We start from the raw sequence: 25,934 nt of genomic DNA, 5'->3' as shown, positions 1-25,934 counted from the left end.
CCTCGAGGACGCCTGCATCAAACTCTCGGTCGTGGCGTCCGACATTTTCGGGGTATCCGGACGAGCGATGATGGCCGCGTTGATCGGCGGTGAACCTGAGGAATACACCGCCGCAGCCACGAACGCCTTGTGCCGGCACCTGGGTGTAGTGCAGTCGATGGGCCGGGTCGCCTCGGCCCTGGACAACTCCCGGGCCGATCGTTCAACTCCACCCTGAAAGTCGAGTTCGTTCACCGGCACCGGCACCGGTTCCGCACCCGCGCCGAAGCCGCGCTGCGGATCGTCACCTGGATCACCGGCTTCTACAACCCGACCCGACGACACAGCCTGTGCGGCGGAATATCGCCGATCAACTACGAAACCCACAAGGCCGCCGTCCGAGCGGCCTCGGCAGCGGCCCTGTCACGAGACGAGACCACATAAAGGACCCTCCACGATTCGAGGGGATTGACAGTCGGGTTGCTGGACTCTAGGCCACTGGTTGGTTCGCATGGTAGATCATCTCGGACTAGATCGGGGCGCGGATGCTGAGTGCGGAGTGCCGTCGGCGGTGGTTGTGTGGAAGACCTCGAGGTATTCGAAGATCGCTATGGCCAGCTCGATCCACCGAACCCGGTGTGCGAGTGGGCCATTGCGGCACACATCCATGCTCCACCGCGTCGGGCGCATCATCGTCGCATCCACATCGTCACGATGCATGTGATCCGCCTGATCTCCGCATGGTTGTGCCCAATGATGTTATTTTGCAGGCGATTTCGCGTAATTTTGCCATCCAGGGGAATACTGGCGGCGCGGTCATGGGCAGGGCTCAGGGGATGGACAGTCTGTATCATCGGATCCGGCGCGGGATCGAGAATTTCGCCGACGCTGTCGCTGTTGTCGACGATGGGCGCGAACTGACGTATAGTGAGCTCGGCCAGCGGGTCGATGCCATGGCAGATTGGGCGCGGCGCAGCGGAGTCGGACCCGAGACAGTGACAGCAATCTGCGTCCGACAACCCACGGTCGCGATCGTCTCGGTGCTGGCGGTATGGGCCGTCGGGGGTGCGTATCTGCCGCTGGATGGCGATTTCCCCGACGATACGCTGCGGAGCTGGATGACAAGATCCGTTGTGCGCCTGGTGATTACCGAGGCAGAGCAGCAGACACGACTGTCCGGGCTCGCCGAAGTCGCGGTCGTTGACGCATCGGAACCCTCCCGCTCCGATGACGTACGGTTCCCTGGCCCCGCTCATGCTCGGAACCTGGCGTACGTGATGTTCACTTCCGGCTCCACGGGCACGCCGAAAGGTGTTGCCGTGGAACATCAAAGCCTCGCCGCCTACCACGCCGCGCTACCGTCGTACGTCTCGCTCGGGGAACACGACGTGGTTCTGCAGGTAGCGGCATTCACCTTCGATCCCTGGCTGCGAGATGCGCTGATGCCACTCGCCGCCGGGGCCAGGGTAGTGGTTACCTCAAAGTCGGTGCGCCGCAACCCGGAACAGCTCTTGGCGGCGGCACAAGCGTATGACGTGACCCATTTGCTCAGTGCCACACCGGCTTTGCTCACCGGGCTGATCAATTCGCCGATGTTTGCCACCGAACCACCTCGGCTGGACACCACATTGGTCAGCGGTGAGAGCTTCCTGCCGCTGCGTGCACATGCGGCGGCCCTGGCCAGATTCGGGAAGGTAGTCAATCATTTCGGGCTCACCGAGACCACACTCATTGCCACCCAGCACCCGAACACTCCGGCGAAGGTCGGCACCGTCGATGTGATCGGTACGCCGCTGCCAGGAGTCTCGGTGCGACTGCTCGATGGCGCACTGCGGCCGGTCAGCCAAGGTGAAGTCGGTGAAATCTACATCGGCGGAACGGGAGTAAGCAGAGGATATTTGGGAGCCGCCGGCCGCACGGCGGCGCGGTTCATCGCCGATCCGTTCATCTCAGCATCCGGTGCGAGCGGTGCGAGACTCTATCGCACAGGTGATCTGGGACGTCTGCTCGCGAACAAGACACTGGAGTACCTCGGTCGGCGCGATCGGCAGATCAACCTGCGTGGGCACCGGGTCGAGCCGGCGGAGATCGAGTTGGCGCTGGCCCATCACCCGGCCGTCCGTTCCGCGGTGGTCGTCGGTCATCGCCGCCCAACGCACGGGACCGTCCTGGTCGGCTACATCGTCGGTGAAAAGAACACCGCGGGTGCAGCTCTCGACAGCGACAGGTTGCGGGTACACCTGGCAAGGCTGCTTCCAGCCCACATGATTCCGGCGAAGTACATCTTCCTGGACCGGTTGCCGCTGGGAGCCACAGGGAAGGTCGATCGGTCAGCGTTGCCGGAGCCCATGTTCGGCGGGCGGCGGACGAACGTCGACGAGTTCGCGCCGAGCACAGCGGTGCAACGAGCAATTGCCGCAGTCTGGTCGGACATATTGAATGTGCCGGGGATCGGTCGCGACGACAACTTCTTCGATCTCGGCGGACACTCGCTGCTGGCGGCGCGCATCGCGAACCGCCTCGCGGCCGGTCTCGGTCGTTACATCACCACGGAGCGCATCCTCGCCAATCCCACGGTCGCAATGCTCGCCGCGAACTTGCCGGAACGGACGTCCGCCGCGCGGCCGACGGATGAGTTGGTACGCCGGACCGGAACCCGATATCCGCTGTCCGAGGTACAGCGGGGGCTGTGGAAGCTGGCGTCGCCCGCAGCACCGCCAGCGGTAGTGGCGCGCGCATTCCAGCTGAACGCGAGGCCGGACCTGGACCGGCTCACCGGTGCGGTGGCAGCGATACTGCGCAGACATACGGTGCTGCGCTGCGCATTCGATGCGCAGCCCGGACAGCCACCGGGCCAGACCGTGCGGCACCGGGCCGCCATCGCGGTCGAGGCCGCGACGGCACCCGCAGAAACAATGGCCTCGGAGCTTGCGGTGGCGTGTGCCAGTGACATGGACGTCACGCGCGGGCAGGTGATCGATGTGACTCTGTACGAACATCCGACCTCAACGACATCCACATTGCTGATGCGCTGTCACCGTCTCGTCGCCGACGAACCCTCTCTCGACATCCTGGTCGGTGAGCTCGGCGAGCTGTACTCGGGAGTTCGAAGCACGGCGAGCCCGGAGCCGGCGGCCGACTATCCGGAGTTCGCCCGTGCGCAGGACCCGACTGTGGACGCAGGAAAAGCCTTGCGGTACTGGCAGTCCCGACTGGGTGAGGTGGATCCGCCAGCAGACGCGGATGGTGTGGTGTCCTCGGCACGGCTGTCGTTGCCAGCGTCAGTGGTCCGCCCGTTGCGGGCCGAAGCACGGTCACTGGCCGTCGACGTGCCTGCGCTTTTGCGTACCGCTTTCGCTATCGCGCTGGCGTCCAATGATCCTGATTGTCGGCGAATTGCAATATGTACCATGGTATTACGTCGGCCCGCGCCGGAGTGGGAGCCTGTGATAGGTCCCTTCGCTCGATCCGAGCCCGCCGTGGTCGATGTCGGGCATTCGCTGCGGCAGTTGTTGCAGATCGAGGCGGACCGGTTCGGCGAGCCCGCCGCGTTCGCGCAGATCTCGGCTGAATTTCTATGTGGAGAGCTGGGGTTGTCCTCGGCGATGCTGACCAATCGCGTCCTCGTGCATCCAGCTGCCGCCGAACCGCTGCTGCTCGACGGCATCGAGGCGACTCCGGTCGAACTGCCGATCCTCGGCGGCCACTCCATGCGGTTGCTGGAGGTGACCGAAGAGGCTGGTGGTCTGACCGGTCGGGTACAGCTGCGTGGCGACGATTCAGATACGGCTGAACGCATCGCGGCACGCGTGCGAGAGCTGCTGACCGAACTCGTCGAGGACAGGAATCTGCGATGACTGACCATCAGAACGGTTCGCGCGCCTTCGTGTCGATCGGCATGGTCGGCGCGGGAAATATGGCGCGTGCCTTGGCAACCGGGTGGGGAACTCCGATCCTATGCACCGACAACGGTTCCGGGCGCGCGGCCGAACTGGCCGCAGATACCGGAGGCGTCGCCGTGGCAGCCAGTGCCGAACTCGCCGCTCGCGCGGATGTAATCGTTTTGTGCCACAAGCCGAAACAGCTGGCCGAAGTGGCCCGGGAACTAGACGGAACGCGGGCCGTTGTGGTTTCGGTGCTATCCGGTGTGACATCCGCGCAGCTGAACGCGGTGTACTGCCGGTCGCGTGCGGTACGGGTAACGGTCAATCTTCCAGTCCGGGTCCGCGCCGGAATCGTATCGGTGCCGACCGGCCAACACTTGGATGCGGATGTGGAGTCCGCCGTCGCGGAACTGTTCGGCCTCGTGGGTAGGGTCGTGCGAATCCCGGAACAGCAAGTGGACGCGCTGATTCCACTGGCCGGTGTAGGTCCCGCACTGGTTGCGATGTTCGCGCAGGCGCAAGCGGATGCGGCTATTCACGCCGGACTCCCGGCGGAGCTGGCGATGCCTCTGGCCACCGAAATGCTGCGCGGTACAGCTGACCTCTTGGCCGACCTCGAGCACGACACACTCGCGCTGCGTCGAGCGGTTGCCTCGCCTGGGGGGCCGACCGAGCGAGCTCTGGCGGCGGCGCGAGCTCACGGACTACCGCAAGCCGTGCTCGCCGCCGTTTAGGCAGCAGTGCCCACGCAGTGACCAACTAGGATGCTGCTGAATAAGGCTTGTTCTGGGGTTCCGCCGCTGTGCGGCGGAACCCCGGAATCGTGTGGGTGCCTGCACGGTGGGTTGTTGATGAGGGGGATCCCTCCCGCTGGTTCAGGCGATGGCCCAGGTCCCGGTGGCGCGAGTGAGGCCGAGGTTGAGCAGTCGGCGCAGGTTGAGGGCCGCGGCACGGGTGTGCAGCCATTGGTTGTTGGCGGTGATGCCGCAGTAGCGCAGTTTCCGGCAGCGTCTCTTCGGGCCGATGAGCCAGGAGATGGTGCGCTCCACCATGGGCCGGTGTTGGCGGTGGGTCGCTTGCAGGTCCGGGTCGCTGTGCCAGTCGTGGCGGGCTCGGCGTAGCAGGGCGTCGTGTTGGTGCAGATGCAGGATGCGACCGTCTTTGCTGGTGGTGCACCTGGCACGCAGCGGGCAGCCGCGACAGGCGACGCCGAAGGTGACCCCTCGTTTGGCGGCGATATGTTTGGTGACGCCGTTCGGGCAGGTCACCATTGCGGCGTCTTCGTCGACATGGCAGTCGTCCTTGGTGAAGCCGCCCTCGACCGCCGGGCGCAACGGAAACGGTTTGATGATCGCGGTCAGCTCGCGCCGCACTAGCTCGGCGCGGAAGTCTCCGGTCCCATATGCTGTGTCGCCCAACACTTCTCGCGCATCGGTGTCGTTGTCGAGCAGTGAGGAGGCGACGAGGGCATCGTGGTTGTCGCCTCCAGCACCTTTGGCGAGGCGGGCCGCGATGACCAGGCCGGTGTCGGGTTCGACCGACAGATGAGCCTTATAGCCGTCCTGACGCGACGCGACGGTCTTGTGGAAATGGCGTGCGTCTGGGTCGACCACCGAGATGACCCAGTCTTGGGCGACATTGCGGGCGATGCGCCACTGCCCGTCGGTGCCGTCAGAGCCCTCGGCGGGTTCGACATCCTCCTCCGGCGATCAACGCCAGCAACGCCAGCGCCTGCTCGGCCTTGTCACGGACTTCTTCGTCGAATTCCGTGCCCGCCAACGCATTCACGACCGTGTTCGCGTCGTTGACCAGAGCCGATACCAATGCTTCGCGGGCGGGCTTGTCGTCCCAGGCGATGGCCGGCTTGCCCGGATCGTCGTAGTCGTGGGCCGAGCATCGGGCCACGACTATCTCCGCCGCTCCCGGCACCTCACGTCGAACCCGGCGGATCGCGGCGATCAGCTGAATGACGCTGTCCTGGGTGGCGACCGCGTCGTCGAGCACCACCGAATCCAGCGCACGCTTCGTTTTTCCCTGCAGCACACCGGTTTCGGCGACCACCACACGGACCGCGTCGAAGATACGGTTCGGATCCTGCGAGTTCGCCAGGCGGCGCCGCCAATACGTCAACGTCGACGAATCGAACCCCGCATCATCCAGGGCCAGCCCGCACGCCACCTTCCACCGCAGATCACAGCGCACCGCTGCGACGGTCTCCCGATCCGACAGATGATGCAGTGCCTGCAACACCAACACCGACGCCGCGATCTCGCACGGCAAGCTCGGCCGCCCGGTCCTGCTGGGAAACAAATCCTCGAACATCACCGCGGGAAACAACTCCCGCCGATGCTCGGTCAGAAACGCGAACACACTGCCCGCTGGAACCAGATGCCCAACCAACGCCGCCGCGTCCATCAACTCTGGATCCGGCCCGCCCTCTCCCTGCACCCAAACATTCTCCTCGACCCGGCCCGGAGGGCCGGGTCGACACCTCGCGTTATTCAGCAGTCTCATATATCGAGTTCAACGGCTACGTCGTCCCACCTGCGCGGGCCCGCACTTGTGTCGAAGCCATGGCAGTTGCCGCCGACGACAGGTGGTGGTCAGCGTATGACCTGGGCAGCGCGGTCTTTGACCGACGACACGCCCCAGATGCTCGGTTTCTCCACGATGACCTGATCTGGGCTGGAATCGACCGGGTAGAAGCATGGACGCTGCCCGCTTTCCAGCCGGGCGAAACCGTCATCGTCGCCGCGACTGGCATCGCAGCACCCGTGAAAGCCATGGGGCTGCCCCGATATTCCATACGGAGCCGACGATCTGGACATTATGCTTCACTGCCGCGAAGACGTACTCCGTCCCGGCGACAACGCGGGGCATATCACCATCTGACGAACACACCGGTCAAATAACTATCCTGGCATCCTGAGCTTTTGGGTACGTGGTCGGAACGGCGACATCCGCCGTCGGTGGCGCGGCGACTTCGGTGTAGTGGTCCGCTCGGCATTGGCCTGCTCACCCGCGAATCGGCTCGGAATCCTACCGCGGCTGGTCGCCGTTTACGGTGCCTTCGCGACGGGGATCGGCACCGCCGATCCAGCCGGATCCGGCATGGGCCAACGCGGAGGAGCCGCTCGACAGCGGAGCCACGGAAACCTGATGGCCCATCTGCCGCAATCGCTGCACCAGCGGGTCGCGGTCGCCATCGTCGGAGGCATCCACGCTTGGATGCTCGCCGCCGACATTGGTAATGGGGGTGTTGGCGGCACCGAAGTTGATGATGGATACTGCCTGCTGTGGGTCGAGTCCCCAATCGAGCATGGCGACAAGCGTTTTGACCACAAATTGGATGATGACCGAGCCGCCGGGGGAGCCGGTGACGAAGGACAGTGGGCCGCGGGACCCGTCGGGTGCGCAGTCGAAGACAAGCGTCGGGGCCATAGAGCTCCGCGGGCGCTTACCTGCTTCGATCCGGTTCGCGACCGGTGTTCCGTCCGTGTCGAACGGCTCCGCCGAGAAGTCGGTGAGCTGGTTGTTCAGCAGAAACCCATCGACCATGTGGAACGAGCCGAACGCCGACTCCACGGTAGTGGTCACGGACGCAGCGTTGCCATACTTGTCGGCGATGGATATATCGCTGGTGCCGTGCTCGGCCTGCTGTTGTCCGGTGCCCACCGGCACGGAGCCGAAGTCGCCGGGCCTGGCCGTACCCCATCGTGTGGCTGGCGTCGATGAGCGCGGCACGCTGCTTCAGGTAGTTGGGGTCGATCATGGCCTGCGGTGTGTTGCCCGGCAGCGGAACGAAATCGGGATCGGGCACGTATTTGTCCCGGTCTGCATAGGCAAGTCGCTCGGCCTCGGAGATCAGGTGTACGGCCTGCGCATTCGGGGTGCCGCCGTCGAGTGCGGCATTGCCACCGCCTTCGATACTTCCCGGTTTCAGCGACGCCAGGTCGAACTGGGCAAGGATGCCGAGCGTCGCTGCCACGGCAAGGCCGCCCGACGACGGGTTCGACATGCCGCATATCTCGTGGATGCGGTACGCGCACACAGCACGGTGCGCTTCTTTGCCTGATATGTCGCCAGATCCCTGACGGTAGTCATCCCCGCGGTGCGACCGCCTGCGCTGTTGCCGATGGCCTCGACGATATCGGCGGCGATCGGCTCGTTGTAGAACGAGTTCGCCCCCTTCGGTGGCGACGGTAGAAAGCGTCTTGCCGAAGGCCAGGTTGGTCAACGTGGCGCCGGCGTGTTTGGGGCTGCCGTCAGGTTCCAGAAAATACGCGCGGGAGTTCGCGTCGGCACTGAGCTCTTTTGCGGAGGAAGCGATCTGGCTCGCCAGGCGAGGGCTGATGGTAAAACTGTGGTCGGCCAGGGAGATAGCGGGATCGAACAGGTCCCTCCAGAGGCGCTTGCCGTGTTCGACGTGCGCGAGTTCAAGGAGCCGCAGCACTCCGGGCGTACCGATGGACCGGCCGCTCGCGCGGGTGTTCGGTTGCGGTGCAGCATGATCGGTGTCGCTGATCCAGCGCAGGTAGTCCGGAGTCGCGAGGGCCGGTGCTGTCTCACGGCCGTCATAGGCGTCGACAGTTTTCGTGGCCGCGTCGTAGTAGATCAGGAATGCGCCCCCGCCGATGCCGGTTGCCTGCGGCTCCACGAGGTTGAGGACCGTCTGAGCGACAATGAGCGTGTCTGCAGCAGTACCGCCGTCGTGCAACACCCGGCACGCGGCGGCGGTGGAGACCGGATTGGCGGTGGAGACCGCGAAACTTGCGGTGCGTACCGGTTTCATGCCGGTGCGATAGCCGGTCGCGATTTCTGGATTCGTGGACAGGTTCGTCGACGTGGGGCCGAGCGGGACACCCAAAGTAACTGGAACGCCATTGGGTGTGGTGGCGCACGACGCGCTGCTCTGGTCCGAGGCGGACGAGCACGCAGTGGCCGAACCAAACACAAGCAGCAGGGCGGCGGTGGCACCGGCCCACATCTGCGGTCGCATGCGCCTCATGGCTGGGACCTTAGTGCTGTGACCACGGGTGGGAAGTCTCACCCGGAACCGGAATCTCGTGAAACCTCCTCCGCTTCAGGCTCTTTCGTCAGCTCTGCCAGGTATTGACTCGAGTAGGCTGGCCGGGCGGTTACGACGGATACGCAGCGTCTCGTTCTGATCGACGTGCCATGGGACGCCTTATCCCATGACTACGGTCGGATCGACGAACGCCTCGATGCCTGCGACGCTGTGGTCTCTCGTTGTGAGCACGAGGATGCCGTAGAGAACACGGTTGTGGTAGGCCAGGATCCCGACTGTTGCAGGCGCTGGGTGCGACACCAGCGTTGCGCCGGATCCGAAGTATGTGAGCAGGTTCGACGCCACGGCTGCCGCACCGAATGTGTCCGCGGGCGTGGGCAAGGATCCTGCTACGAATGTTGCGGTTCCCCATGCATCCGGGGCAAGCACGCTGAGCAGGGCGTCGAGGTCGCCGCCGGAGCATGCGGTGATGAACCTGTCGAGGATATCTCGGTGAGTGGCAGCCATTGTCTGATCGATGTCATCGAGATCAGGGCTGTCGATTGATAGATCGTCACTGGACGGAACCGCCGTCGCCTTGGCGATCTTCGCACGTGCCCTCCGTGCCAGCTGCCGGCACGTGCCTACCGGGCGTCCCAAAATCACCGAGATTCCTTCGAAGGGCCAGCTGAACACATCGTGGAGGACGAATGCCACCCGCTCCGAGGGGTTCAGCCGCTGTAGCACGACGGCCAGTGCCGATTGAACACGGTCGTCCAGTGTCACTCGGTCGGCTGGATCAGTTCCCGGCGAGATGACCGAATCCAGTAGTGTTGGATCGCCGGGACGCTCGCGTCGTGCTCGGGCGCTGCCCAACAGGTCCAGGCACAGGCGGCCGGTTACCACCGTGAGCCATCCACGGACGTTGTCGAGTTCGTCCGCGCGAATGTGGCCGAGCCGCAGGAACGCCTCCTGCGCGACGTCTTCTGCCGCCGCGATGTCCCCTAGTATTCGAAACGCCAGATCCACCACGTAGGCACGATGCGCCCGCCACAGGGCGGTGAACTGCTCGTCAGCGATCTCCATACTGATACGACGGTACAGCGATACGAAAAGTTACCGCTCGCCTGTAACTTTTCTGGATGTTGCCTCGTCATAGTGCTGACCTGCAAATTCGCAAGGCACTATGGGAGGAGAACTCATGTTCCGCAACTCGAGCAGACTTACCGCGGCGGCCGCGTTGGCTTTGGCGTGTCTGGCCGCCCCGGCATACGTCCATGCAGACTCTGCCACATCTGGCGAAACGCCCGAAGCCAGCGAAAAGTACCTGGGTACATGGAATTACGACCAGCCGGACCATCTCACCAAAACCAATATCGCGACCATCGACCTCTTCGGATACCAGCCTGACATCCCTCAGATCGGCACTGTCACCTTCACCCGAGGCGCAGACGGTGAAATCCTGGGTCATACCGATCAGGGCTGCACCTGGCATTTCCGAGACGTGGGCGATGCCCTGGAATTGACCTCGACCACCCAGTATTGCTTCAACCACGTGATCAGGTCCGGTTACAACATCTACCGGTGGCGTGTCACCGTCCATGACGGGTTCGAACAGGAAACACTGCGTGCGAACAGCTATCTCGGGCCGCTGACCGTTGCATTCGGTCTGGAGGACGGCCGCCGGACGAACGCGGCCTCGGGTACGCGCGCCGAGACCGCAGAGCGATTCAGCGGAACCTGGGCGTTCGATCAAGCACCGTTCCCCACCAACACCGCAACCAATGAGTATTTTGTACCGGTGCTTTTCACACCGGGTCCCATGTCCGGGCCGGTGACCTTCACACCCTCCGCGGACGGTACCGTCGCGGCTCACACCGCCGACGGATGCACATGGACCTTCGACGCTCATGGAAATACCGCTGAGCTGTCCCCGTCCACGCAAACCTGCGGTGCGGACACACTGACGTTCTGGTCGATTGCCGACGATGGCGGGCGTCAAACCACCATCCTTTCGGGAACGGAGCACGACGTTCCGTTCATGGTGACCGTGGGTTCGCTGACCAAAACGAACTGACCCCGGATATCGCTGTGGTACCCGACAGGGCGATGACCGGACCAGCGCGCGACGGCCGACCAGGCCGTCGCTGTGCGAGATTCCTTAATCGACAACACCGCTGTGCGACTCCCGCCTAAGCAGCACCACGTGTAGATCTCGATACTCGCGAGGTAGCCGCCCGATGCGCAGGCCACGTACGACCGTGTTCGGAAGGGAACAATAATGACTTCGGATCCCTCTTTGACAAACCCATATGGCACACCCTCAACTTCCGGCCCGCAATCTCCTCTCGCGATACAGCGTGCCGTGAATCGATTTGTCCGGCTGATCTTGCGGATACCCGGCCTCGGCTCGATCGCTGGGCGCAAACTGCTCGTCCTGCATTTGGTAGGCCGCAAATCCGGCAAAAGATACGATATCCCGGTCGCGTACACGGCCAGTGAGGGCTCGCTGCTCATTGGCACCCTGAAACATTCATGGCTGAAGAATTTGCGCAAGAACGTTCCGATACAGGTGTCGATGGGCGGGCCCAAACGCTCGGCTCTGGCGACGCTGGTCTCCGACCTCGACGGCGTGATGCACCTGTTCGACGTGATTGCGCGGGACAATCCGAGCAATGCCCGCTTCAACGGGATCGGCTTCGACGCCGCCGGCGAGCCCAACAAGGCCGACATCTTCCAGACCTGGCAGCAGGGCGGAGTGGTCATCCGCCTCACCCTGGTCTGAAACGACCGTCCGCCATCGGAGGCCGGCTGATCGGTCAGCGCGCTCGCAGCCGGTTTCCCTCCGGTCGTGTCCCACGGCTCGCAGACGGACAGGAATGCGACCCGGATCCGACCCCGCCGGTCGCGTCTCTTCAAATGACGAGCCCAGCGGCGGGGAAGTTACCCGACCTGGTCAGTGCCGTGTAATGGCTGACCCTGAAGGGCCAGGAATGGCGTCTCGAGCCCATCGATGCCTCCATCCTGGAGGTGAACCGTCCAGGCGAAACCGTCTTGCACCCTGGTCGCGATGAGCTTGGTCCGGGCGATCGGGCTCAGATGCATCAGGAGCGGATCCTCCTCGTGGGCATCAGTGTCGTCCGGGAAGTACAGCCGTGTCACGACACGATCGAGCATGCCTCGGGCGAAGATCGAAATGTCGATATATGGTGCGTAACTTCCTAATTCAGAGCGAACAGCGCCAGGTTTGACAGTTTGAACTCGCGCAGTTCCAGTGAGATCAGCGGCAGCCCGGCCGAATCCGCGGAAGCTTCGGGGTCTCAGCGGTGCCGTGCGCAGCCCGCTCGCCGTGGCGAACTTCCCGTCGAGATCTGCTTGCCAGGTTTCGACCATCGCATCGGTGACCGGGGCGTTGACGCCATCAAGGACGGTGACGGCCACTGTGATCGATCCCGCCGTACCAGAGACGACGACGTCGGGCCCGTCGGACCAGCACAACCCGATGTGCCAGAACGGACCGACGGTCTGGGAGGGTGTGGGACCGAATGTTGCGGTGGTGAAATTTCCGGGAGCCACAACATACCGGGGGCGCGCATCATCAGTCATCGCGATCACCGCCGTTCTCGAAAAACGTTGCGGAGGAGCCTCTTAGAACAATGTCGAAGCGATACCCCAAAGCCCAGTGGTCGACGGTGACCTCGGGGTCGAAGACACTGACCATTCTGTGGCGAGCCTGCTCGGGTACCGCGTTGTAGATAGGGTCTTGAAAGAAGAGTGGGTCGTCGGGGAAGTACATCTGTGTCACGAGACGCTGACTGAACGCCGTGCCGAAGAGTGAAAAGTGAATATGGGCCGGGCGCCAAGCATTGCCGTGGTTCTGCCACGGGTAAGCGCCGGGCTTGATGGTCGTGAATCGGTAGTACCCCTCTGCATCGGTCACGCACCGACCCCAGCCGTCGAAATGCGGGTCGAGGGGAGCGGGCCAGCGGTCGCCGGTGTGTCGGTACCGCCCGCCGGCGTTGGCCTGCCACATTTCGATCAGGCTCTGTGGTATGGCTCTTCCGTCACTGTCGAGTACTCGCCCATGGACGATGATCCGTTGTCCGATCGCCTCGCCACCATGAGCAACCGTGAGGTCGTCGTCGCCGACCTCGACACGTTCCGGCCCGAATACCGGTCCGGTATGGTCGAGCAGTCGATCCGGCAGCAGTATCAGTGATTGTTTGGGGTGGCGCAGTCGAGTGCCTTGGTAGTCGGCGAAGTCCAGCGGGGTGTTGAAGTCCTCCGACCGTTGACGACCTGGCGGGAAGGTGGTCATCCGATCTCCTCGAAACTGAATGGTTGCGTGGAATTTTCGAACCGGTCAGACCGTGAAAGCCTGCAAAGTTTCCGGTGCGAAAAGATCGCCCGGTTGGTATTGGGTGGACGTCAGCCCTTGCTCACGTGAATAGCGCAAGAAGGTCTCTAGCACCTTGGTGTTCATATCGACCCCATACGGCCAGTAGTCGGTTCCCATGGTCGCAGTGGTGCGCTCGAATTCTTCGTAGAGCCACGGTAATGCGTAACGGAGGGCATTGTTTTCTCTGATTTGCATGATCGCGTGCACCCGGGCATGTTCGAATGCCTTGTACAAAGAGGGAGCGATCCACGGATTCTTGTCGTATAGATCACGGCGAATCGCCACAGTGTGCATAATTTGGAAAGATTCCGGTTTCCCGGAAGTATGTCTCTTCCTCTCGTCGAGGATCGCGGGACCGGCGGTTGATTCGATGGTCGTCTTCACGGAAGGACTGTGGCATCCGGGCGCTGTCTAGGGCGTCCAATTCGCCGGATATCAATATCTGGTCCAGTGCGCGATCGTCGGGAATAGGTTCGATGTTCACCTCCATTCCGCAGGCAGTGAGAGTTTCTCCGATAGCCCCGGTTCGTGAAGACCCCCGGTTCGATACTTCGCGCCGGATACGGGAAGACCATGGCGATCGGCAAGTATCCCCGGATGAAAACCGCCGTTGTCATCTGATATTCGGGCACACCGACGCACCTATCCATCAAATCGGCGGGAGATTCGATGCCGGCGTGGGCGTTGACATAGATCGCGTTGTGCCGAAAGGTGCGTGACGGAAGCACCGGTATCGCTATGAAATCTCCAGTTCGTTCCAGGGGTATAAGATATGAGGACAATGACATTTCCACAACGTCGAATTCATGGAATTTCAACATCCGGAAGAAGACTTCTTCGGGAGGGATGGCCAGATAGTTCAGGTCGATCCCTTCCGGGGTGACAGCGCTGTTGCGGAGGGCAGCGGTGCGATCGTACTCACCGCATGCCAACGTCACAGGGAGCCGGGTCATCGAACCTCCCTGTTCGGGCGCCTGCCGGGCCGGTCTGCGTAGGGGATTGCGTAGTCGGTCCACACATCCATCTCGAGTCTTCCCAGCCCGGTGATTTCCACGGCCACTACGTCACCGTTCTCGATTGGCCCAACTCCTGCCGGTGTCCCCGTGGCGATGATGTCGCCGGCATGCAGCGTCATCACCGAGCTGAAGTAGGAGCCGGCACGCTGTAGATCATCCGGCTGGTGTCGGAGGATTGACGCAACACGCCATTGACCCAGCAGCGCAACTCCAGTACGCCTGGGTCGACGGTCTCGTCCGCTGTTGTGACCCAGGGACCGATTGGGGTAAAGGTGTCGAACGATTTGCGAGTAGACCGGTCTTCCGTCGACCTCACGGTGATATCGAGTAGGCACGCATAGCCGAAGACGTAGTCGAGCGCCTCCGCTGCCTGCACGTGCTGCGCGGTCGAACCGATAACTACCGCCAACTCGCCTTCATGGTCGGTTCTCTTGTCAACATAGGGTAGCTGCACGGTTCCAGTTCGGCCGATAACCGACGAGTGCGCCTTGATGAATCCGCCCCAGTCCATAATCGTGTGATCATCGTGCATCTCCTCCACATGCTCGTAGTAATTGGCCGATGCACTGACGACTTTCCGCGGTGCAGGTAGAGGAGCCAGTAGTTTGACGCTGTCCAGCGGAATATGGGGCAAGGTGGAGGCGTGCAGATTGTGGGCATCGAAAGACCAGTCGCCGCGGCGGATGAACTCGGCCAGTACGTGTCCGCCGGTGAGCAGATTGATGTACTCCATCTTGATGCCTTCGTACGCACACGACGGCACCACGAGAAAATCCTTCTCGTCCCAGTCGAAACGCTCGCCGTCGATAATGCTGTAGCCCGATCCTCGCGCGATACACACGGCCGCGTGGGTGACTCGCGCCAGATTTGCTGCAGCAGAGGGGAGTCCAATTCCAACGAAACAACGCTGACTACTGTCCAGGGCGCGAGCGGCAGCGACGGTCATCATCTCGTCCGGTGTATAGCCTGTCTCGACTGGGTCGACGACCTCGCCGATGTCAGCCGTGCGGGCTTGTGCCGCATTGCTTTTCAGGAACACGTGTTCATCGAGCCAGCGGGTGAAAGCATGCCGGTCGCGGCCCATGCGGCGTAGTAGGCATTGTCTCGCTCCGAATAGCCCTGCGCGTAGGAGGGATGGGCACCGCCTGGGACTTCGGAGACGGCGGTGACTGCCCAGCCGGGCAGGACTACCGAACCAGGTACCGGAGAGACGTATCCACGATCTCTTCGACGGTGACCAAACAGCGTTTCGCGGCGAGTACAGCTTCCTTCTGAACCCCAATACCCCCCAGAACTGAACGTTCCCGTGCCTGTCGGCCCGCTGAGCATGGATGATTGCGAGATCGGGATTGAGCGCTGCAACGGCCGTCAACTGTTCGCCAGTAAATGGGCAGACAACCGACTTGATGGTGTCGTTCACCTTGGGAAGGTCGGTGCCGGCGCTGCCGCGCAATACAGCGAAGGGTAAGCCCGAAGCGCCCGCGACATACCGGTTGGCCCTACCGGCGTGGGTGTGCTATTCGATGGCGAGCGGCGCAGGCCATGCCCGTTCGATTGCGTCACGGAAGCGATATAGCGACCCGACACCCGGGTTGCCGCCCCACGAGAATACGAGCTTTCGTACACACCCGGCACCGATCAGCTGGTCATACAGGATGTCCGGAGTCATCCGGACCAGGGTGAGGTCACGTCGACGTTGGCGGATGATCTCGTGTCCGGCGGCGAAGGGAATGAGATGGGTGAACCCCTCGAGGGCGACGGTGTCGCCGTCGAGGACCATTTCCGCGACCGCGTCGGTCAGCGAGAGAATTCTGGCCATTGTCAGACGTCGCGGGTGAGCAGGGCGGCTTTGTAGTAGGCAGCGGCACCCGGATGAAGGGGAATCGGAGTGCGCGACATCGCCATGGGGTCCAAGGGGTAGGTCACCGGGCTCCGTTCGGCCGGGATGTGGTGGTACTGCGCTTCAAATCCTTGCCGGGTCTCGACCAGCACCCACGCGAGCGCGTAAGCGATGTCATCGGGCAGGTCAGCACGCCCGTAGACGAGGAAGTCACTGAAGTCCAGAGTTCGGAACTCGGGTGCACCCGGGAAGTAGCCGCCAGGCACCACGGCGTCCGGCCAGAACAGATCGCTGCGAAGTCCGTTGAGCACGTCCTGTTCGAGGGGCAGAAATGTCATGTCGGGCCCGATCTCCTGCCAGCCGGGCACCATGACTGCCTCATGGATGATGGCGTTCGCTTCCCGCGCGCGGACGCGGTCCAAGGACTGGAAGGGGCTCTGGTCTTCCAGCAACGTGCCGCCCCATCCACGGACATCGACCGAGGTCCGCGCCAATAGCTCGTGTACGGCAGTCCCGACGTGGTGATTGCCGTCGTTCGCTCCGGTCGCCACGATCAGCGCCGGTTTGCTTTGCCGGAGGTCTTCGAAGTTGGAGATCCCAAGGTCCTTGTGGATCGCGAAAACCAGGCGATCTTGTTGAGGCACCACGCCGAAGGCGCGCAGGTGTGGAAATGATTCATCGGCGTAAGGACCGCGACCGTGCACGGCCGCTGCCACGAACGCCGCGGGTGTGCTGACGGCGATGTCGACCTGGCCTCGGCCGACTGCGCGCACGTTGCGTCCCATCCCGTCCCCGTTCCAGATGGCGATGCGGGTGTGGCTGCCACACAGTTCGGTCAAGCGGGAACCGATCCAGCCACAAATCCGATGCACGTTCGCACTGCCTGAGTCCCCGCTGAAGTGCAGCGTGATCGATCGGTCAATTCTCGGTCTGAGCGTGTTGTGGGACATCGGTTATCGTCCTGCTTCGTCAGCGGGGTCCGGGCTGGGTGAAGCGCCTGCGGTCATTCCGGACGCGGAATGCGTTCGATCGCTGCGTACGCTGCTACTGCGTAGCGCGGATCAGGTCGCAGCAGATGCTCGCGCAGACACGCTTCGGTGAACTTGATGACGTGCTCGTCACGGTGCTCGGCCGCACGGGCGCCCAATTCGTCCCAGGACAGATGCGAGTTCGATGCCGCCGTATGCCAGGCCGAATCCTCTCCTGCGGAGTCGCCGGTAAAGGTCAGCAACATGACCAGGTGTGTCTGCCACATCGAGAAGATCGTCGAACCGTGCAATTCGGTGGGCAGATGCGGTAAAACGAGGCGGATCGCTGCCGGGGCCGTCACACCATGCACCATCGGAATCGGTGGGCGAGGGTGTGCGAGGTATATGCCCGCGAATTCGGCGGTCATCTCCGACAGGAGAAACTGCGGATCGCCGTCTCTCAGTGCGGCCAGTCCGTCCGCGAGACCGGGGTGCACAAGGATTGCGGCACGCCGTTGCTGAATCGCCTCCGGCGTCGGTTTTGCGGGCAGCGGGATTCGAGCAAGGCCGGCTACTGCGTCGGCAACACTGCTATCTCCAGTCAGTCTGGTCCGGTCGGGGTAGCCGGGTAGCGGCCGATACCTGCCGGCCCAATACGCGAGGCCGCGGGCCAACTCTACAAGTTGAGCCCGGCTTGGTTCGGGCGTCGCCGAAAGGCTGCGCACCGCGTGAGCAGTGCGGATCAGCCCGTGGGTGAGTTGTGAGTACAGTCCGGGTATCAGTCGAGGCCACCAGCGGACAAGCACGTCCTGCCATGGCGCTTCTGCCAGTTCGCGTACGAATAGCTGGTCCCAGTCACCCACTCGCTCGAACACGCCGAGGGCGGGCCGCCAGGAGAGCTCGTCATTCTCGTCGAGCGGGAACCGTGCTTGCGGCGGCTCGTGAAAACTCATTGCGCGGCGATACGTTTCAACCCAAGAAGCAACCGCGTCGGTATGCCCAAGCGTGGCAAGAGCTTCGGCTCCCATCGGCCCATGATTGGCGAGGTCCATTGCTTCGCCTCGCTCATATCCCAGGTCGTCGGTGCGCTCCAACGCATCGTTGACCGCGTCGTAGTAGCTGATTGCGGACAACGGCCCGCCTCCTCTGTTCGGAGCTTCGCATAGTTCGTATATCCAAACTGTACAGCAAATCCGAACTGCTCGGGAGTCCAAATCTTGCTAGGATCGGCTACATGACGGATCGACGGCCAACCAGCGAAGAGCTTGTCGTGCTGAGCCGCGTGCCACTCATCTCCGCGTCATTTCAACGTGCCCACAACGACATGCCGGAACCGCTGCGAGAGACATACGAAGAGCACCGCCTTGGTCCACGGCATGGCGCCGTGCTCGTCCAGCTCTTGGTCGGGGAGCCTGCCAGCGTCAGCGATCTCGCGGGCCGACTGCATCTGTCTCTGTCCACCACCAGTGAACTGGTGGGAGACCTCAGCCGTGCCGATTTGGTCGAGCGCCGCGAAGACCCAGCGAATCGGCGCCGGACGCTGGTCTCTTTCGCCGATGGCATCCGCCCCATCTTCGAGGACTTTATTGCGGCTCGTAGCGCGGGCCTCCTCGCCGCGATGTCTGCCCTGAGCCCACGTGACCGGCAGGGATTTCTCGCCGGAATTGTCGAGTGGGCAGAACAAGAGGAAGCGGCAGGCGCTGCTCCGCGGCGTCGACGTGCGCCGAGACGCTCGTCGACGGCCTAGGCGACTTGACCTGAAAGGGAGAAGATCGTGTCACCGCAACAGGTCATTGCCGACGTAGTGCGCGCCAGCCGGGCGCTCGCCGTCGCGGGCCTCACCGATATGGTCTGGGGGCATGCCTCCGTCCGTGATCCGGACGGCAGAGGTGCCTGGATGAAAGCCTCCGGATTCGGATTCGAGGAGATCGACGCCGATCGAGTCGTTTTGGTCTCGGCGGAGGGCGATGTCCTCTCCGGCAAGGGCGCACGGCACCTGGAGTTCCCCATCCACACCGAAATACTTTCCAGCCGAGCCGATGTCGGATGCGTGGTGCATACGCACGCCCCCGCATTGAGCGCGTTTGCGTCATTGCGGCAAGAACTCCGGCCCATCTCTCATGACGCCGTGCCGTTCACGTATCCACAGCTTCCCCGATTCACCGTGACCGGGGCATTGATCGCGACTGCAGACCTTGGGCGGGCGCTTGCCGAGCAACTCGGTGATGCCAACGGCATTCTGATGCCTCACCACGGGGCAGTCACCGTTGGCCCAGATGTCGCAACCGCGGTCATGTATGCGGTGTTGCTCGAACGAGCCTGCCGCACCCAACTGGTGGCGGAGGCCGCCGGCGGTCCCCGTACAGCCTCCAGCGCGGCCGAAACACGGTTCAAACGCGACCAGATCTGGAACGCCTCGCAACTGGCCGCCGGGTATGAGTACTTGGTTCGGCGCGCATCGATAGCCGCCGATTCCTTCGAGCGGAGTTCAGTCTGATGCGCATCACTCATTTCGGGCAATCGTGCGTCCTCATCGAAACAACCAACGAGCATGACCAGAATGTGCGCATTCTCGTCGATCCTGGCGCGTACTCCACGAACTTCATGGGTCTGCGAGACCTCGACGCGGTGCTGGTGACTCACGCCCACCCCGACCATCTCGACGTCGACCGGGCCGTGGAGCTCTTGGCTGCCAACCCAGGTGTCCGACTACTCGCCGATCTCGGCAGTACAACAGCACTGTCGAACGCCGGGCTCCTTCACGACGTCGGCCACCCCGGCGAAACTGTCACTGTGACTGGCATCCCCATCGCGGTCGTCGGCGGTAGCCACGCGACCATCCATCAGGATTTGCCTGATCTTCCGAATAACGGTTACCTGGTGGACGACACCGTGCTACACCCCGGCGACGCATTCGACCAGCCCCAATCCGCCGCCGTCCTCCTGCTGCCCATAGGGGGCCCATGGATGAAGATCGGCGAGGCAATCGACTATGCGCGGGTCGTCGCGCCGCGGGTCATCATCCCGATTCACCAGGCAGGCCTGGCTGACATCCATCGCACTCTCCACTACCAACTGCTCACGAACCTCGGCCCTGCCGGCAGCCGAACGATCGTCCTCGACGAAGGGGTTCCCTTCGAGGTCGACGACACGAATTTGACGCCCGCGACTGCCGACACCGAGCTATAACCACGCCGGAGGTACCGGATCACCGACCAGGTCGACTCCAGCGAAACCACGACCGGCAGCCCAACGCACTACCGCCCCAAGGGAACCCGATACCCGGGTAGCACTGGCCCGATTCCCCGATCTCGTCAGGCACGCGACCGCGGACCTGCAGAACCAGCCCTTCACCCACCTGGCGACCCCGCCACGTTTCAACGATGTCGGTCAGCAGACCGTCGAGCACCACCTCTGGAAACTCATCGAATCGCCCGCCAAGGTCCAGGTCGACAGCATGGATCCACACTTCGCGTGCCCTCATCCATACGGTCTCTGCTGCGGGCACAACCCAGCCTAGTGCGGTGCGGACTTCAGACGACCAGGCGGTGGCGGGCAGTCGGCTCCAGCTCCCCCGCAGCTCTGCGGCAGTGCGGTCGTACAAGCCGCGCAATGCGCGGGTGGATAGCTTCGCGCCTTCGTCGATCTCCGTGTCACGCTGCTCCGCCGATGCGTACATCGGGTTCTCGACACCTGTTGCGGCCCAGTCCATCAAACGGCACAGCGCGGTGGCGTTGTAACACACATGTGCTATCACGTGCCGACACGTCCATCCGGGCAGCAAGGACGGACGGTCCTTGTCGTCCTCGGAGAGTTTGGCGAGCTGCCGCGAGAAATATGCGCTGCCGCGACGTGTCAGAGCTAGGCGTTCGGATAAGTCCAGGTCGTGAAAGTTCATGTGCCACGGCCTAGATCACGATTGTCTTGTTTTTTACCGACCCGAGTCCGTCGATCGAAACTTCGACCGTCTCATTGTGTTGAATATAGCGAGCGGGATTTCGTGAATGTCCAACGCCGCCGGTGGTTCCTGTGAGGATCACATCACCGGGCTGCAGGGTGACGATGTGTGAGATGTAGACGATCAATTGCGCCGGGCCGAAGACGAGATCGTCGGTGGTGGCACATTGCATCAGTTCGCCTTCCAGGCGCGTTGTGATCTCGGTACCGAGCCGATACTCGGTGTCGAGAACCGGTCCGAAGCCTGTGGTCTTCTCGAAGGTCTTACCCTGATCCCACTGCAGAGTGCGGTACTGATAATCGCGCATAGTATAGTCGTTGGCTACGGAATACCCGGCGATGTAATCGTCGGCTTCGGTTTCCGGTACCTGATAGGCCTGTTTGCCGACGATAACGGCAAGTTCGGCTTCCCAATCAAGGGCTTTTGCCGCGTAGCTGGGTACGACAACATCATCGTACGGCCCGGTCAGTGCCTCTTTGAACTTCGAGAAGAGCGTCGGATACCTGGGCCGATCGCGTCCCATCTCGTCGATATGCGTTGCGTAGTTGAGGCCGACGCATACCACCTTTCCTGGCCGGGGGAGAACGGGTGCATAATCAGCATCCTGGAGATCGACAGTCTCCCCGACGGCCGCGGCCGCCACCGATTTCCACTCGGGAACACTGAGGAGCATGGAGAGGTCCGTATAGCCGCCGATGACCGTGGCAGTGCGGTCCTCCATACGAACCGCAGCCGTCGTGCCGTTCAGCCGTAAAGTAGCGAGTTTCATTGGTATGCGTCTCGAGGAGAGGTTGTCGTTCGGTCGAAATGAAGCCGCTCGATGATGGGGGCATCCGAGAAGGAGAAGAGATCCAATTGCGAATTCGATTCGATCGACCATTCCGTCCACGACGGGACAACCACGAGATCGCCGATACCGACATCGAAAATGTCGTGGTCGAGATGGAACCGGCCTGAGCCCTCGAATACCTGGTAGACAGTTGATCCGACATCCCGGCGGGTTCGCGTTCGCACTCTTTCGCGCAGTCGATGAAACTCGGCTCGAATGGTGGGCAGGATGTCTCCGCCTGTGGTCGGATTCGTGTAGCGGACCGCTGCATGACCGGATTCGATGGTCGCAGGGTAACCTTCGCTCTCGAGTTCGAGTTGCTGGGCGAGGGCACTGTCGGTGTGGATCCAACGGTAGGCAGCGATCGGTGAGCTGGATTTCGTGTCCAGTCCTACTAGTGGACGCAGCCCTGGGTGGGCCCACAATCGCTCCGAGCGCGATACCTCGGGCGTGAAATAGCGTGGAATATCGCTGGTACCGACTTCGAAAAACTCGGAGTCGATATAGTGCACGAACGGGATGTCCAGCCCATCGATCCAGGCCATCGGCTGATCCGTCTGGTTGTGGTGACCATGGAAGTGCCATCCAGGGGTCAGCAGCAGATCACCGCGGCGCATCGCGACCGGATCGCCGTTGACCACAGTCCAGACACCTTCGCCTTCCACAACGAATCGAAAAGCGTTCTGGCTGTGGCGATGTTCGGGAGCGGCTTCGCGCGATCCCAGATACTGGATTGCCGCCCACAGGGTCGGAGTGATGTACGGCGCGCCGGCCAGCCCAGGGTTGGCAAGCGCGACCGCCCGCCGTTCCCCACCGCGACCGACAGGGACAAGTTCGCCTGCCCGCTGGGCCAAGCCGAGCAGCTTGGACCACTTCCAGACGAACGGGACCGCCTTCGACGCCGGAACAGAAGGCATCAGATCACCTATTTGTGTCCACAGCGGGTTCACGTGCTCGACCTCGAGGTCGTGGTAGAGCAGCGCGAGTCGATCGTCCTGCGGCTGAGAAGCGCGATCGGTGGTAGTCATCTCCATGGATCTCCTCGACATCTACCGCCGCACGTCGCTAGCGCGGTGTCATTGGAAATGACAGTAGGTATCGGGCCGACCGAACCGGCAGCTGATTCTGCTTTGCAGAATTACCTAATCCTCGACAGACGCTGTGTCAGCTTCGAGGCGAGTAACCGTCTCGCGCAGTTGCAAGATCAAAGACCCTCGAAGGTGATCTTGGTATCGGACCACCGGCACCGCCACACTGATTGCTCCGAGCGCGCGCCCCGCCCGGTTGCGAACGGCCATGCCAATCGCGGCGATGCCGTCCTCGCTTTGCTGCATATTTATCGCAAAACCAGCGGTACGGCAGTTTTCGAGATCCCGCACAAAGTCGTCGAACTCCTTCCAGGGCATGCGTGGATCTCCAGCTTCCGTGGCGACTTCTTGCCGGCCGGTCGAGCGCAGATACATCTGCGCCAGTATCTCAGGGCGAAGTTCGGCCAGCAGGATCTTCCCGCCGGCGGTCCTATGGGCGTCGAGCACCTGCCCCTGCCGATCGCCGACCCGCAACACCTGGGTCGATTCGGCGGACAACAGGAATCTGACCTGCGTGCCTATGCGGATCACCAGGTTGACGGTTTCACCGCATTCGCGTGCCAGAGCCTGCATGTGTGGGCGCGACAAATCAGTGAAGGTACGGGTCCATCCCCGCTGCGCGGGCGCTGCCCCCATGGCGGGACCTGGGTGATACAGACGCTTCTCATCCTGGACCGCGAAACCTCGGTACACCAGCATGGCCATCAGCCGGTGGGCTGTCGAGGGCGCGACGCCGAGCTGCTGCGCCGCATCTTGGAGTCGTACCCCTCCGATGTCGCGCAGCATCTGCAATAAGCGCAACGCATTGTCGACCGAGGCGAGCATGTACGTCGGCTTCTGGATCATTGGCGGATGCCGATGATTCTCCATAGCAGAATCATATGGCCCGTTGTCCCTGCAGGGCAGCACGATGGCTCCATGAACAGCGCCGCTCTCTTCAATACAAGGGTGATTGTTGTGGGCGGAGGCATAGGTGGTGCAGCTGTCGCGTTCGCGTTGGCCACCAAGGGCGCACAAGTAACCGTGCTGGAGCAGAAACCTGAACTCGGCGAGGAAGGTGCGGGGGTTCAGATAGGTCCGCATGGTGCCCGAATCCTGCAGGATTGGGGTCTGTTGGAGAAGTTGCTCGAGCTCGGGGTGCGCCCGCGCAGCCTCGTGTTCAAAGACGCTCTGACTGCTGAAGTCCTCACTTCAGTCGACCTCGGCTCAGAGTTTCAGCGTCGCTACGGTGGGCCGTACTTCGTCGTCCACCGCAGCGACCTGCACGGTGCCCTGATCAACGCTGCACAACGTGCCGGGGCCGAACTCTGCGTTGGTGTACACGTGGCTGGCGCGCAGACCGACACAGACCACGCGATCGTCAGCGCTTCGGATGGTCGATCCTGGGAGGGTGACGTAGTCATCGGTATGGACGGGCTGAAATCAACTCTGCGCCAATACGTTTCCAACGATGATCCTGTGATGTCCGGCTATGTCGCGTACCGCGGAACCTTCCCGATCGAGCACGCGGGTATTGGAACCGACCCGCGGGATGTAGTCGGTTACATAGGGCCTGGCTGCCACTTCATCCAGTACCCGCTGCGAGGCGGTTCGATGCTCAATCAGGTGGCTGTCTTCGAATCCGCTCGATTCAAACGCGGCGATCCGGATTGGGGTGGCCCAGACGAATTGGCACAGGCCTTTGCGCATTGCCACCCCAATGTGCAGGCCGGCATCGAACGCCTTTGGACGGATCGCTGGTGGCCGATGTCGGACCGCGAGCCGATCGAGAACTGGGTGAGTGGGCGCATGATCCTTCTCGGCGATGCCGCGCATCCGCCGCTGCAGTATCTCGCGTCAGGAGCAGTCATGGCGATCGAGGATGCCGACTGTCTGGCGGAATGCGCTTCCCGCTGGTTCGCCGGAACGCGGAGTAACACTGTTTGGCCGAAGATCCTCGCCGAAGTCAACAGTGAACGAGCACCACGTTGCAACCGCATCTTGTCGGTCGGACGTATGTGGGGAGAACTGTGGCACCTCGATGGCACCGCGCGTCTCGTACGAAACGAACTGTTCCGCATCCGTGACACGTCCAGCTACAAGTACACCGACTGGTTATGGGGACCTTCCAACTCGCGCGTCGCTGTCCTTGTCGAAGAACAGCCGGCATGAGGTCACCCATCAGTCAGACGAAAAGGACAGGCAGTTGACTCAATCAGATCAGTTTCAAGTTGCACTCATTTGTGGCAGCGTGAGGACCGGCAGGGCAGGGCCGACAGTTGTGTCGTGGATACGAGGCAGAATCGAACAGCGCCCAGATATCAAGCTGGATGTGGTCGACCTGGCTGACCTGTCATTGCCCCTCACCCAACAGGCCAAACCCGCGCGATCCGGCGAGTATGACTCACCTGACGTGCGCGCGTGGGCAGCGAGGGTCGACGCGGCAGACGCCTTCGTGATCGTTACCCCCGAGTACAACCATGGCTATCCAGCAGCGCTCAAGCTTGCAATCGACTCGATCAACCCGGAGTGGCGCGCCAAGCCGGTCGGGTTCGTCAGTTACGGCGGCGGTGCGGGCGGGATGCGGGCTGTCGAACAGCTCCGAACGGTCTTCGCCGAACTGCGCGCCGTCACTATCCGAGAGACAGTCAGTTTCACGAACTTCTGGGAACGCTTCGATACCGATGGCACTCCGAAGTCCGCAGAGCTCGTCAACGCTGCCGCGGATGTGCTGCTCGACGAGTTGTCCTGGTGGGCAAGGGCATTGCGGCAGGCCAAGGCGGAGGTGGTCTACCCGAACGTCTGATGACAGTCGATCTAGGGCTCCGATCATCGCCGGCTACGGCTGCGTCGACCGGCAGTGCACCGACGAATCCATATGGGCCTGTTCGCGGGCGTGCACGACGCGACGAACGACCGTGTCGGGGCTGGGCCAGATCACACGCGCCGAGAGCAGGTACTCACATCCCAGTCGGAACAACAGCGT

At 62.5% G+C, this 25,934-nt stretch carries 24 protein-coding genes and 4 pseudogenes; 11 read left to right on the top strand and 17 right to left on the bottom strand.

Annotation, left to right across the window (positions count from 1 at the left end; genetic code table 11):
• From ACFYOW_RS47600 to ACFYOW_RS47585, 4 genes and pseudogenes are all read left to right on the top strand, one after another.
• A pseudogene (locus ACFYOW_RS47600) lies at positions 1-217 on the top strand (hypothetical protein); the annotation flags it as partial.
• Positions 130-423 carry an IS3 family transposase gene (locus ACFYOW_RS47595; RefSeq protein ID WP_387298485.1) on the top strand — a complete coding sequence of 98 codons (294 nt, stop codon included), beginning with the start codon at positions 130-132 and terminating at the stop codon, positions 421-423. The pseudogene ACFYOW_RS47600 and the gene ACFYOW_RS47595, both read left to right, overlap by 88 nt.
• A gap of 392 nt (positions 424-815) precedes the next feature.
• Positions 816-3,836: an amino acid adenylation domain-containing protein gene (locus ACFYOW_RS47590; protein WP_387298483.1), complete on the top strand. Its 3,021-nt coding sequence runs from the start codon at positions 816-818 to the stop codon at positions 3,834-3,836.
• On the top strand, positions 3,833-4,597 hold the full coding sequence (locus ACFYOW_RS47585) for a pyrroline-5-carboxylate reductase family protein (protein WP_387298481.1): 765 nt from the start codon (positions 3,833-3,835) through the stop codon (positions 4,595-4,597). Before ACFYOW_RS47590 ends, ACFYOW_RS47585 begins: the two co-directional genes overlap by 4 nt.
• Positions 4,598-4,738: 141 nt before the next feature.
• Here ACFYOW_RS47585 and ACFYOW_RS47580 read toward each other — a convergent pair.
• The 4 genes and pseudogenes from ACFYOW_RS47580 to ACFYOW_RS47565 all read right to left on the bottom strand — a co-directional run bounded on the left by ACFYOW_RS47580 (position 4,739) and on the right by ACFYOW_RS47565 (position 9,957).
• A pseudogene (locus ACFYOW_RS47580) lies at positions 4,739-6,311 on the bottom strand (IS1182 family transposase).
• A 591-nt stretch (positions 6,312-6,902) separates the two neighbouring features.
• Positions 6,903-7,538, bottom strand: coding sequence for a gamma-glutamyltransferase (locus ACFYOW_RS47575; RefSeq protein ID WP_387298479.1), 636 nt, complete (start codon positions 7,536-7,538; stop codon positions 6,903-6,905).
• Between the two features lie 91 nt (positions 7,539-7,629).
• A pseudogene (locus ACFYOW_RS47570) lies at positions 7,630-8,655 on the bottom strand (gamma-glutamyltransferase); the annotation flags it as partial.
• 396 nt (positions 8,656-9,051) lie between these two features.
• Complete coding sequence (locus ACFYOW_RS47565; protein ID WP_387298477.1) at positions 9,052-9,957, bottom strand: sigma-70 family RNA polymerase sigma factor; 906 nt, start codon at positions 9,955-9,957, stop codon at positions 9,052-9,054.
• Between the two features lie 115 nt (positions 9,958-10,072).
• Here ACFYOW_RS47565 and ACFYOW_RS47560 point away from each other — a divergent pair, with 115 nt between their 5' ends.
• The gene (locus ACFYOW_RS47560) at positions 10,073-10,948 is read left to right on the top strand and encodes a hypothetical protein (protein ID WP_387298475.1); all 876 of its coding nucleotides are present in this window, start codon (positions 10,073-10,075) and stop codon (positions 10,946-10,948) included.
• Between the two features lie 288 nt (positions 10,949-11,236).
• Positions 11,237-11,656, top strand: a complete 420-nt coding sequence (locus ACFYOW_RS47555) for a nitroreductase/quinone reductase family protein (RefSeq protein ID WP_387298473.1) — start codon at positions 11,237-11,239, stop codon at positions 11,654-11,656.
• A gap of 158 nt (positions 11,657-11,814) precedes the next feature.
• On the opposite strand, the gene pcaG is transcribed toward ACFYOW_RS47555, so the two are convergent.
• From pcaG to ACFYOW_RS47510, 9 genes and pseudogenes are all read right to left on the bottom strand, one after another.
• Entirely contained in the window at positions 11,815-12,477 is a 663-nt protein-coding gene (gene pcaG, locus ACFYOW_RS47550) for a protocatechuate 3,4-dioxygenase subunit alpha (RefSeq protein ID WP_387298471.1), read from the bottom strand.
• Positions 12,470-13,189 (bottom strand): protocatechuate 3,4-dioxygenase subunit beta, encoded by a 720-nt coding sequence (gene pcaH, locus ACFYOW_RS47545; RefSeq protein WP_387298469.1) that lies wholly within the window; start codon positions 13,187-13,189, stop codon positions 12,470-12,472. The genes pcaG and pcaH overlap by 8 nt, the downstream gene beginning before the upstream one ends.
• A gap of 45 nt (positions 13,190-13,234) precedes the next feature.
• Positions 13,235-13,654 carry a hypothetical protein gene (locus tag ACFYOW_RS47540; protein WP_387298467.1) on the bottom strand — a complete coding sequence of 140 codons (420 nt, stop codon included), beginning with the start codon at positions 13,652-13,654 and terminating at the stop codon, positions 13,235-13,237.
• Positions 13,651-14,223 carry a hypothetical protein gene (locus ACFYOW_RS47535; protein WP_387298465.1) on the bottom strand — a complete coding sequence of 191 codons (573 nt, stop codon included), beginning with the start codon at positions 14,221-14,223 and terminating at the stop codon, positions 13,651-13,653. The genes ACFYOW_RS47540 and ACFYOW_RS47535 overlap by 4 nt, the downstream gene beginning before the upstream one ends.
• Positions 14,220-14,405, bottom strand: coding sequence for a fumarylacetoacetate hydrolase family protein (locus tag ACFYOW_RS47530; RefSeq protein ID WP_387298463.1), 186 nt, complete (start codon positions 14,403-14,405; stop codon positions 14,220-14,222). The genes ACFYOW_RS47535 and ACFYOW_RS47530 overlap by 4 nt, the downstream gene beginning before the upstream one ends.
• Positions 14,405-15,370 carry a fumarylacetoacetate hydrolase family protein gene (locus ACFYOW_RS47525; protein WP_387298489.1) on the bottom strand — a complete coding sequence of 322 codons (966 nt, stop codon included), beginning with the start codon at positions 15,368-15,370 and terminating at the stop codon, positions 14,405-14,407. Before ACFYOW_RS47525 ends, ACFYOW_RS47530 begins: the two co-directional genes overlap by 1 nt.
• A gap of 210 nt (positions 15,371-15,580) precedes the next feature.
• Positions 15,581-16,105: pseudogene (locus ACFYOW_RS47520) on the bottom strand (CoA transferase subunit A); the annotation flags it as partial.
• Positions 16,106-16,107: 2 nt separating this feature from the next.
• Positions 16,108-16,965, bottom strand: a complete 858-nt coding sequence (locus ACFYOW_RS47515) for a TAXI family TRAP transporter solute-binding subunit (protein WP_387298461.1) — start codon at positions 16,963-16,965, stop codon at positions 16,108-16,110.
• Between the two features lie 164 nt (positions 16,966-17,129).
• Complete coding sequence (locus ACFYOW_RS47510) at positions 17,130-18,227, bottom strand: hypothetical protein (protein ID WP_387298459.1); 1,098 nt, start codon at positions 18,225-18,227, stop codon at positions 17,130-17,132.
• Between the two features lie 101 nt (positions 18,228-18,328).
• Between ACFYOW_RS47510 and ACFYOW_RS47505 the strand changes: the two genes are divergently transcribed.
• From ACFYOW_RS47505 to ACFYOW_RS47495, 3 genes are read left to right on the top strand one after another with little or no spacing between them, the layout of a single operon-like run.
• Positions 18,329-18,841, top strand: a complete 513-nt coding sequence (locus tag ACFYOW_RS47505; RefSeq protein ID WP_387298457.1) for a MarR family winged helix-turn-helix transcriptional regulator — start codon at positions 18,329-18,331, stop codon at positions 18,839-18,841.
• A gap of 27 nt (positions 18,842-18,868) precedes the next feature.
• Positions 18,869-19,591, top strand: coding sequence for a class II aldolase/adducin family protein (locus tag ACFYOW_RS47500; RefSeq protein WP_387298455.1), 723 nt, complete (start codon positions 18,869-18,871; stop codon positions 19,589-19,591).
• A complete protein-coding gene (locus ACFYOW_RS47495) occupies positions 19,591-20,283 on the top strand; it encodes an MBL fold metallo-hydrolase (RefSeq protein ID WP_387298453.1) in 693 nt (230 codons plus the stop codon). The genes ACFYOW_RS47500 and ACFYOW_RS47495 overlap by 1 nt, the downstream gene beginning before the upstream one ends.
• Before the next feature lie 19 nt (positions 20,284-20,302).
• Here ACFYOW_RS47495 and ACFYOW_RS47490 read toward each other — a convergent pair whose 3' ends face one another.
• From ACFYOW_RS47490 to ACFYOW_RS47475, 4 genes are all read right to left on the bottom strand, one after another.
• The gene (locus tag ACFYOW_RS47490) at positions 20,303-20,992 is read right to left on the bottom strand and encodes a maleylpyruvate isomerase family mycothiol-dependent enzyme (RefSeq protein WP_387298451.1); all 690 of its coding nucleotides are present in this window, start codon (positions 20,990-20,992) and stop codon (positions 20,303-20,305) included.
• 10 nt (positions 20,993-21,002) lie between these two features.
• On the bottom strand, positions 21,003-21,821 hold the full coding sequence (locus tag ACFYOW_RS47485) for a fumarylacetoacetate hydrolase family protein (RefSeq protein ID WP_387298449.1): 819 nt from the start codon (positions 21,819-21,821) through the stop codon (positions 21,003-21,005).
• Positions 21,818-22,909 (bottom strand): cupin domain-containing protein, encoded by a 1,092-nt coding sequence (locus ACFYOW_RS47480; protein ID WP_387298447.1) that lies wholly within the window; start codon positions 22,907-22,909, stop codon positions 21,818-21,820. The genes ACFYOW_RS47485 and ACFYOW_RS47480 overlap by 4 nt, the downstream gene beginning before the upstream one ends.
• 114 nt (positions 22,910-23,023) lie before the next feature.
• Complete coding sequence (locus tag ACFYOW_RS47475; RefSeq protein ID WP_387298445.1) at positions 23,024-23,839, bottom strand: IclR family transcriptional regulator; 816 nt, start codon at positions 23,837-23,839, stop codon at positions 23,024-23,026.
• A 48-nt stretch (positions 23,840-23,887) separates the two neighbouring features.
• Between ACFYOW_RS47475 and ACFYOW_RS47470 the strand changes: the two genes are divergently transcribed.
• Complete coding sequence (locus tag ACFYOW_RS47470; RefSeq protein ID WP_387298443.1) at positions 23,888-25,120, top strand: FAD-dependent oxidoreductase; 1,233 nt, start codon at positions 23,888-23,890, stop codon at positions 25,118-25,120.
• A 34-nt stretch (positions 25,121-25,154) separates the two neighbouring features.
• A complete protein-coding gene (locus ACFYOW_RS47465; RefSeq protein WP_387298487.1) occupies positions 25,155-25,754 on the top strand; it encodes an NADPH-dependent FMN reductase in 600 nt (199 codons plus the stop codon).
• Positions 25,755-25,934: the final 180 nt, after the last annotated feature.

The organism is Nocardia sp. NPDC006982 (genome assembly GCF_042869435.1).
Lineage (GTDB): Bacteria > Actinomycetota > Actinomycetes > Mycobacteriales > Mycobacteriaceae > Nocardia.
This window is presented reverse-complemented; position numbering and strand designations above follow the sequence as displayed.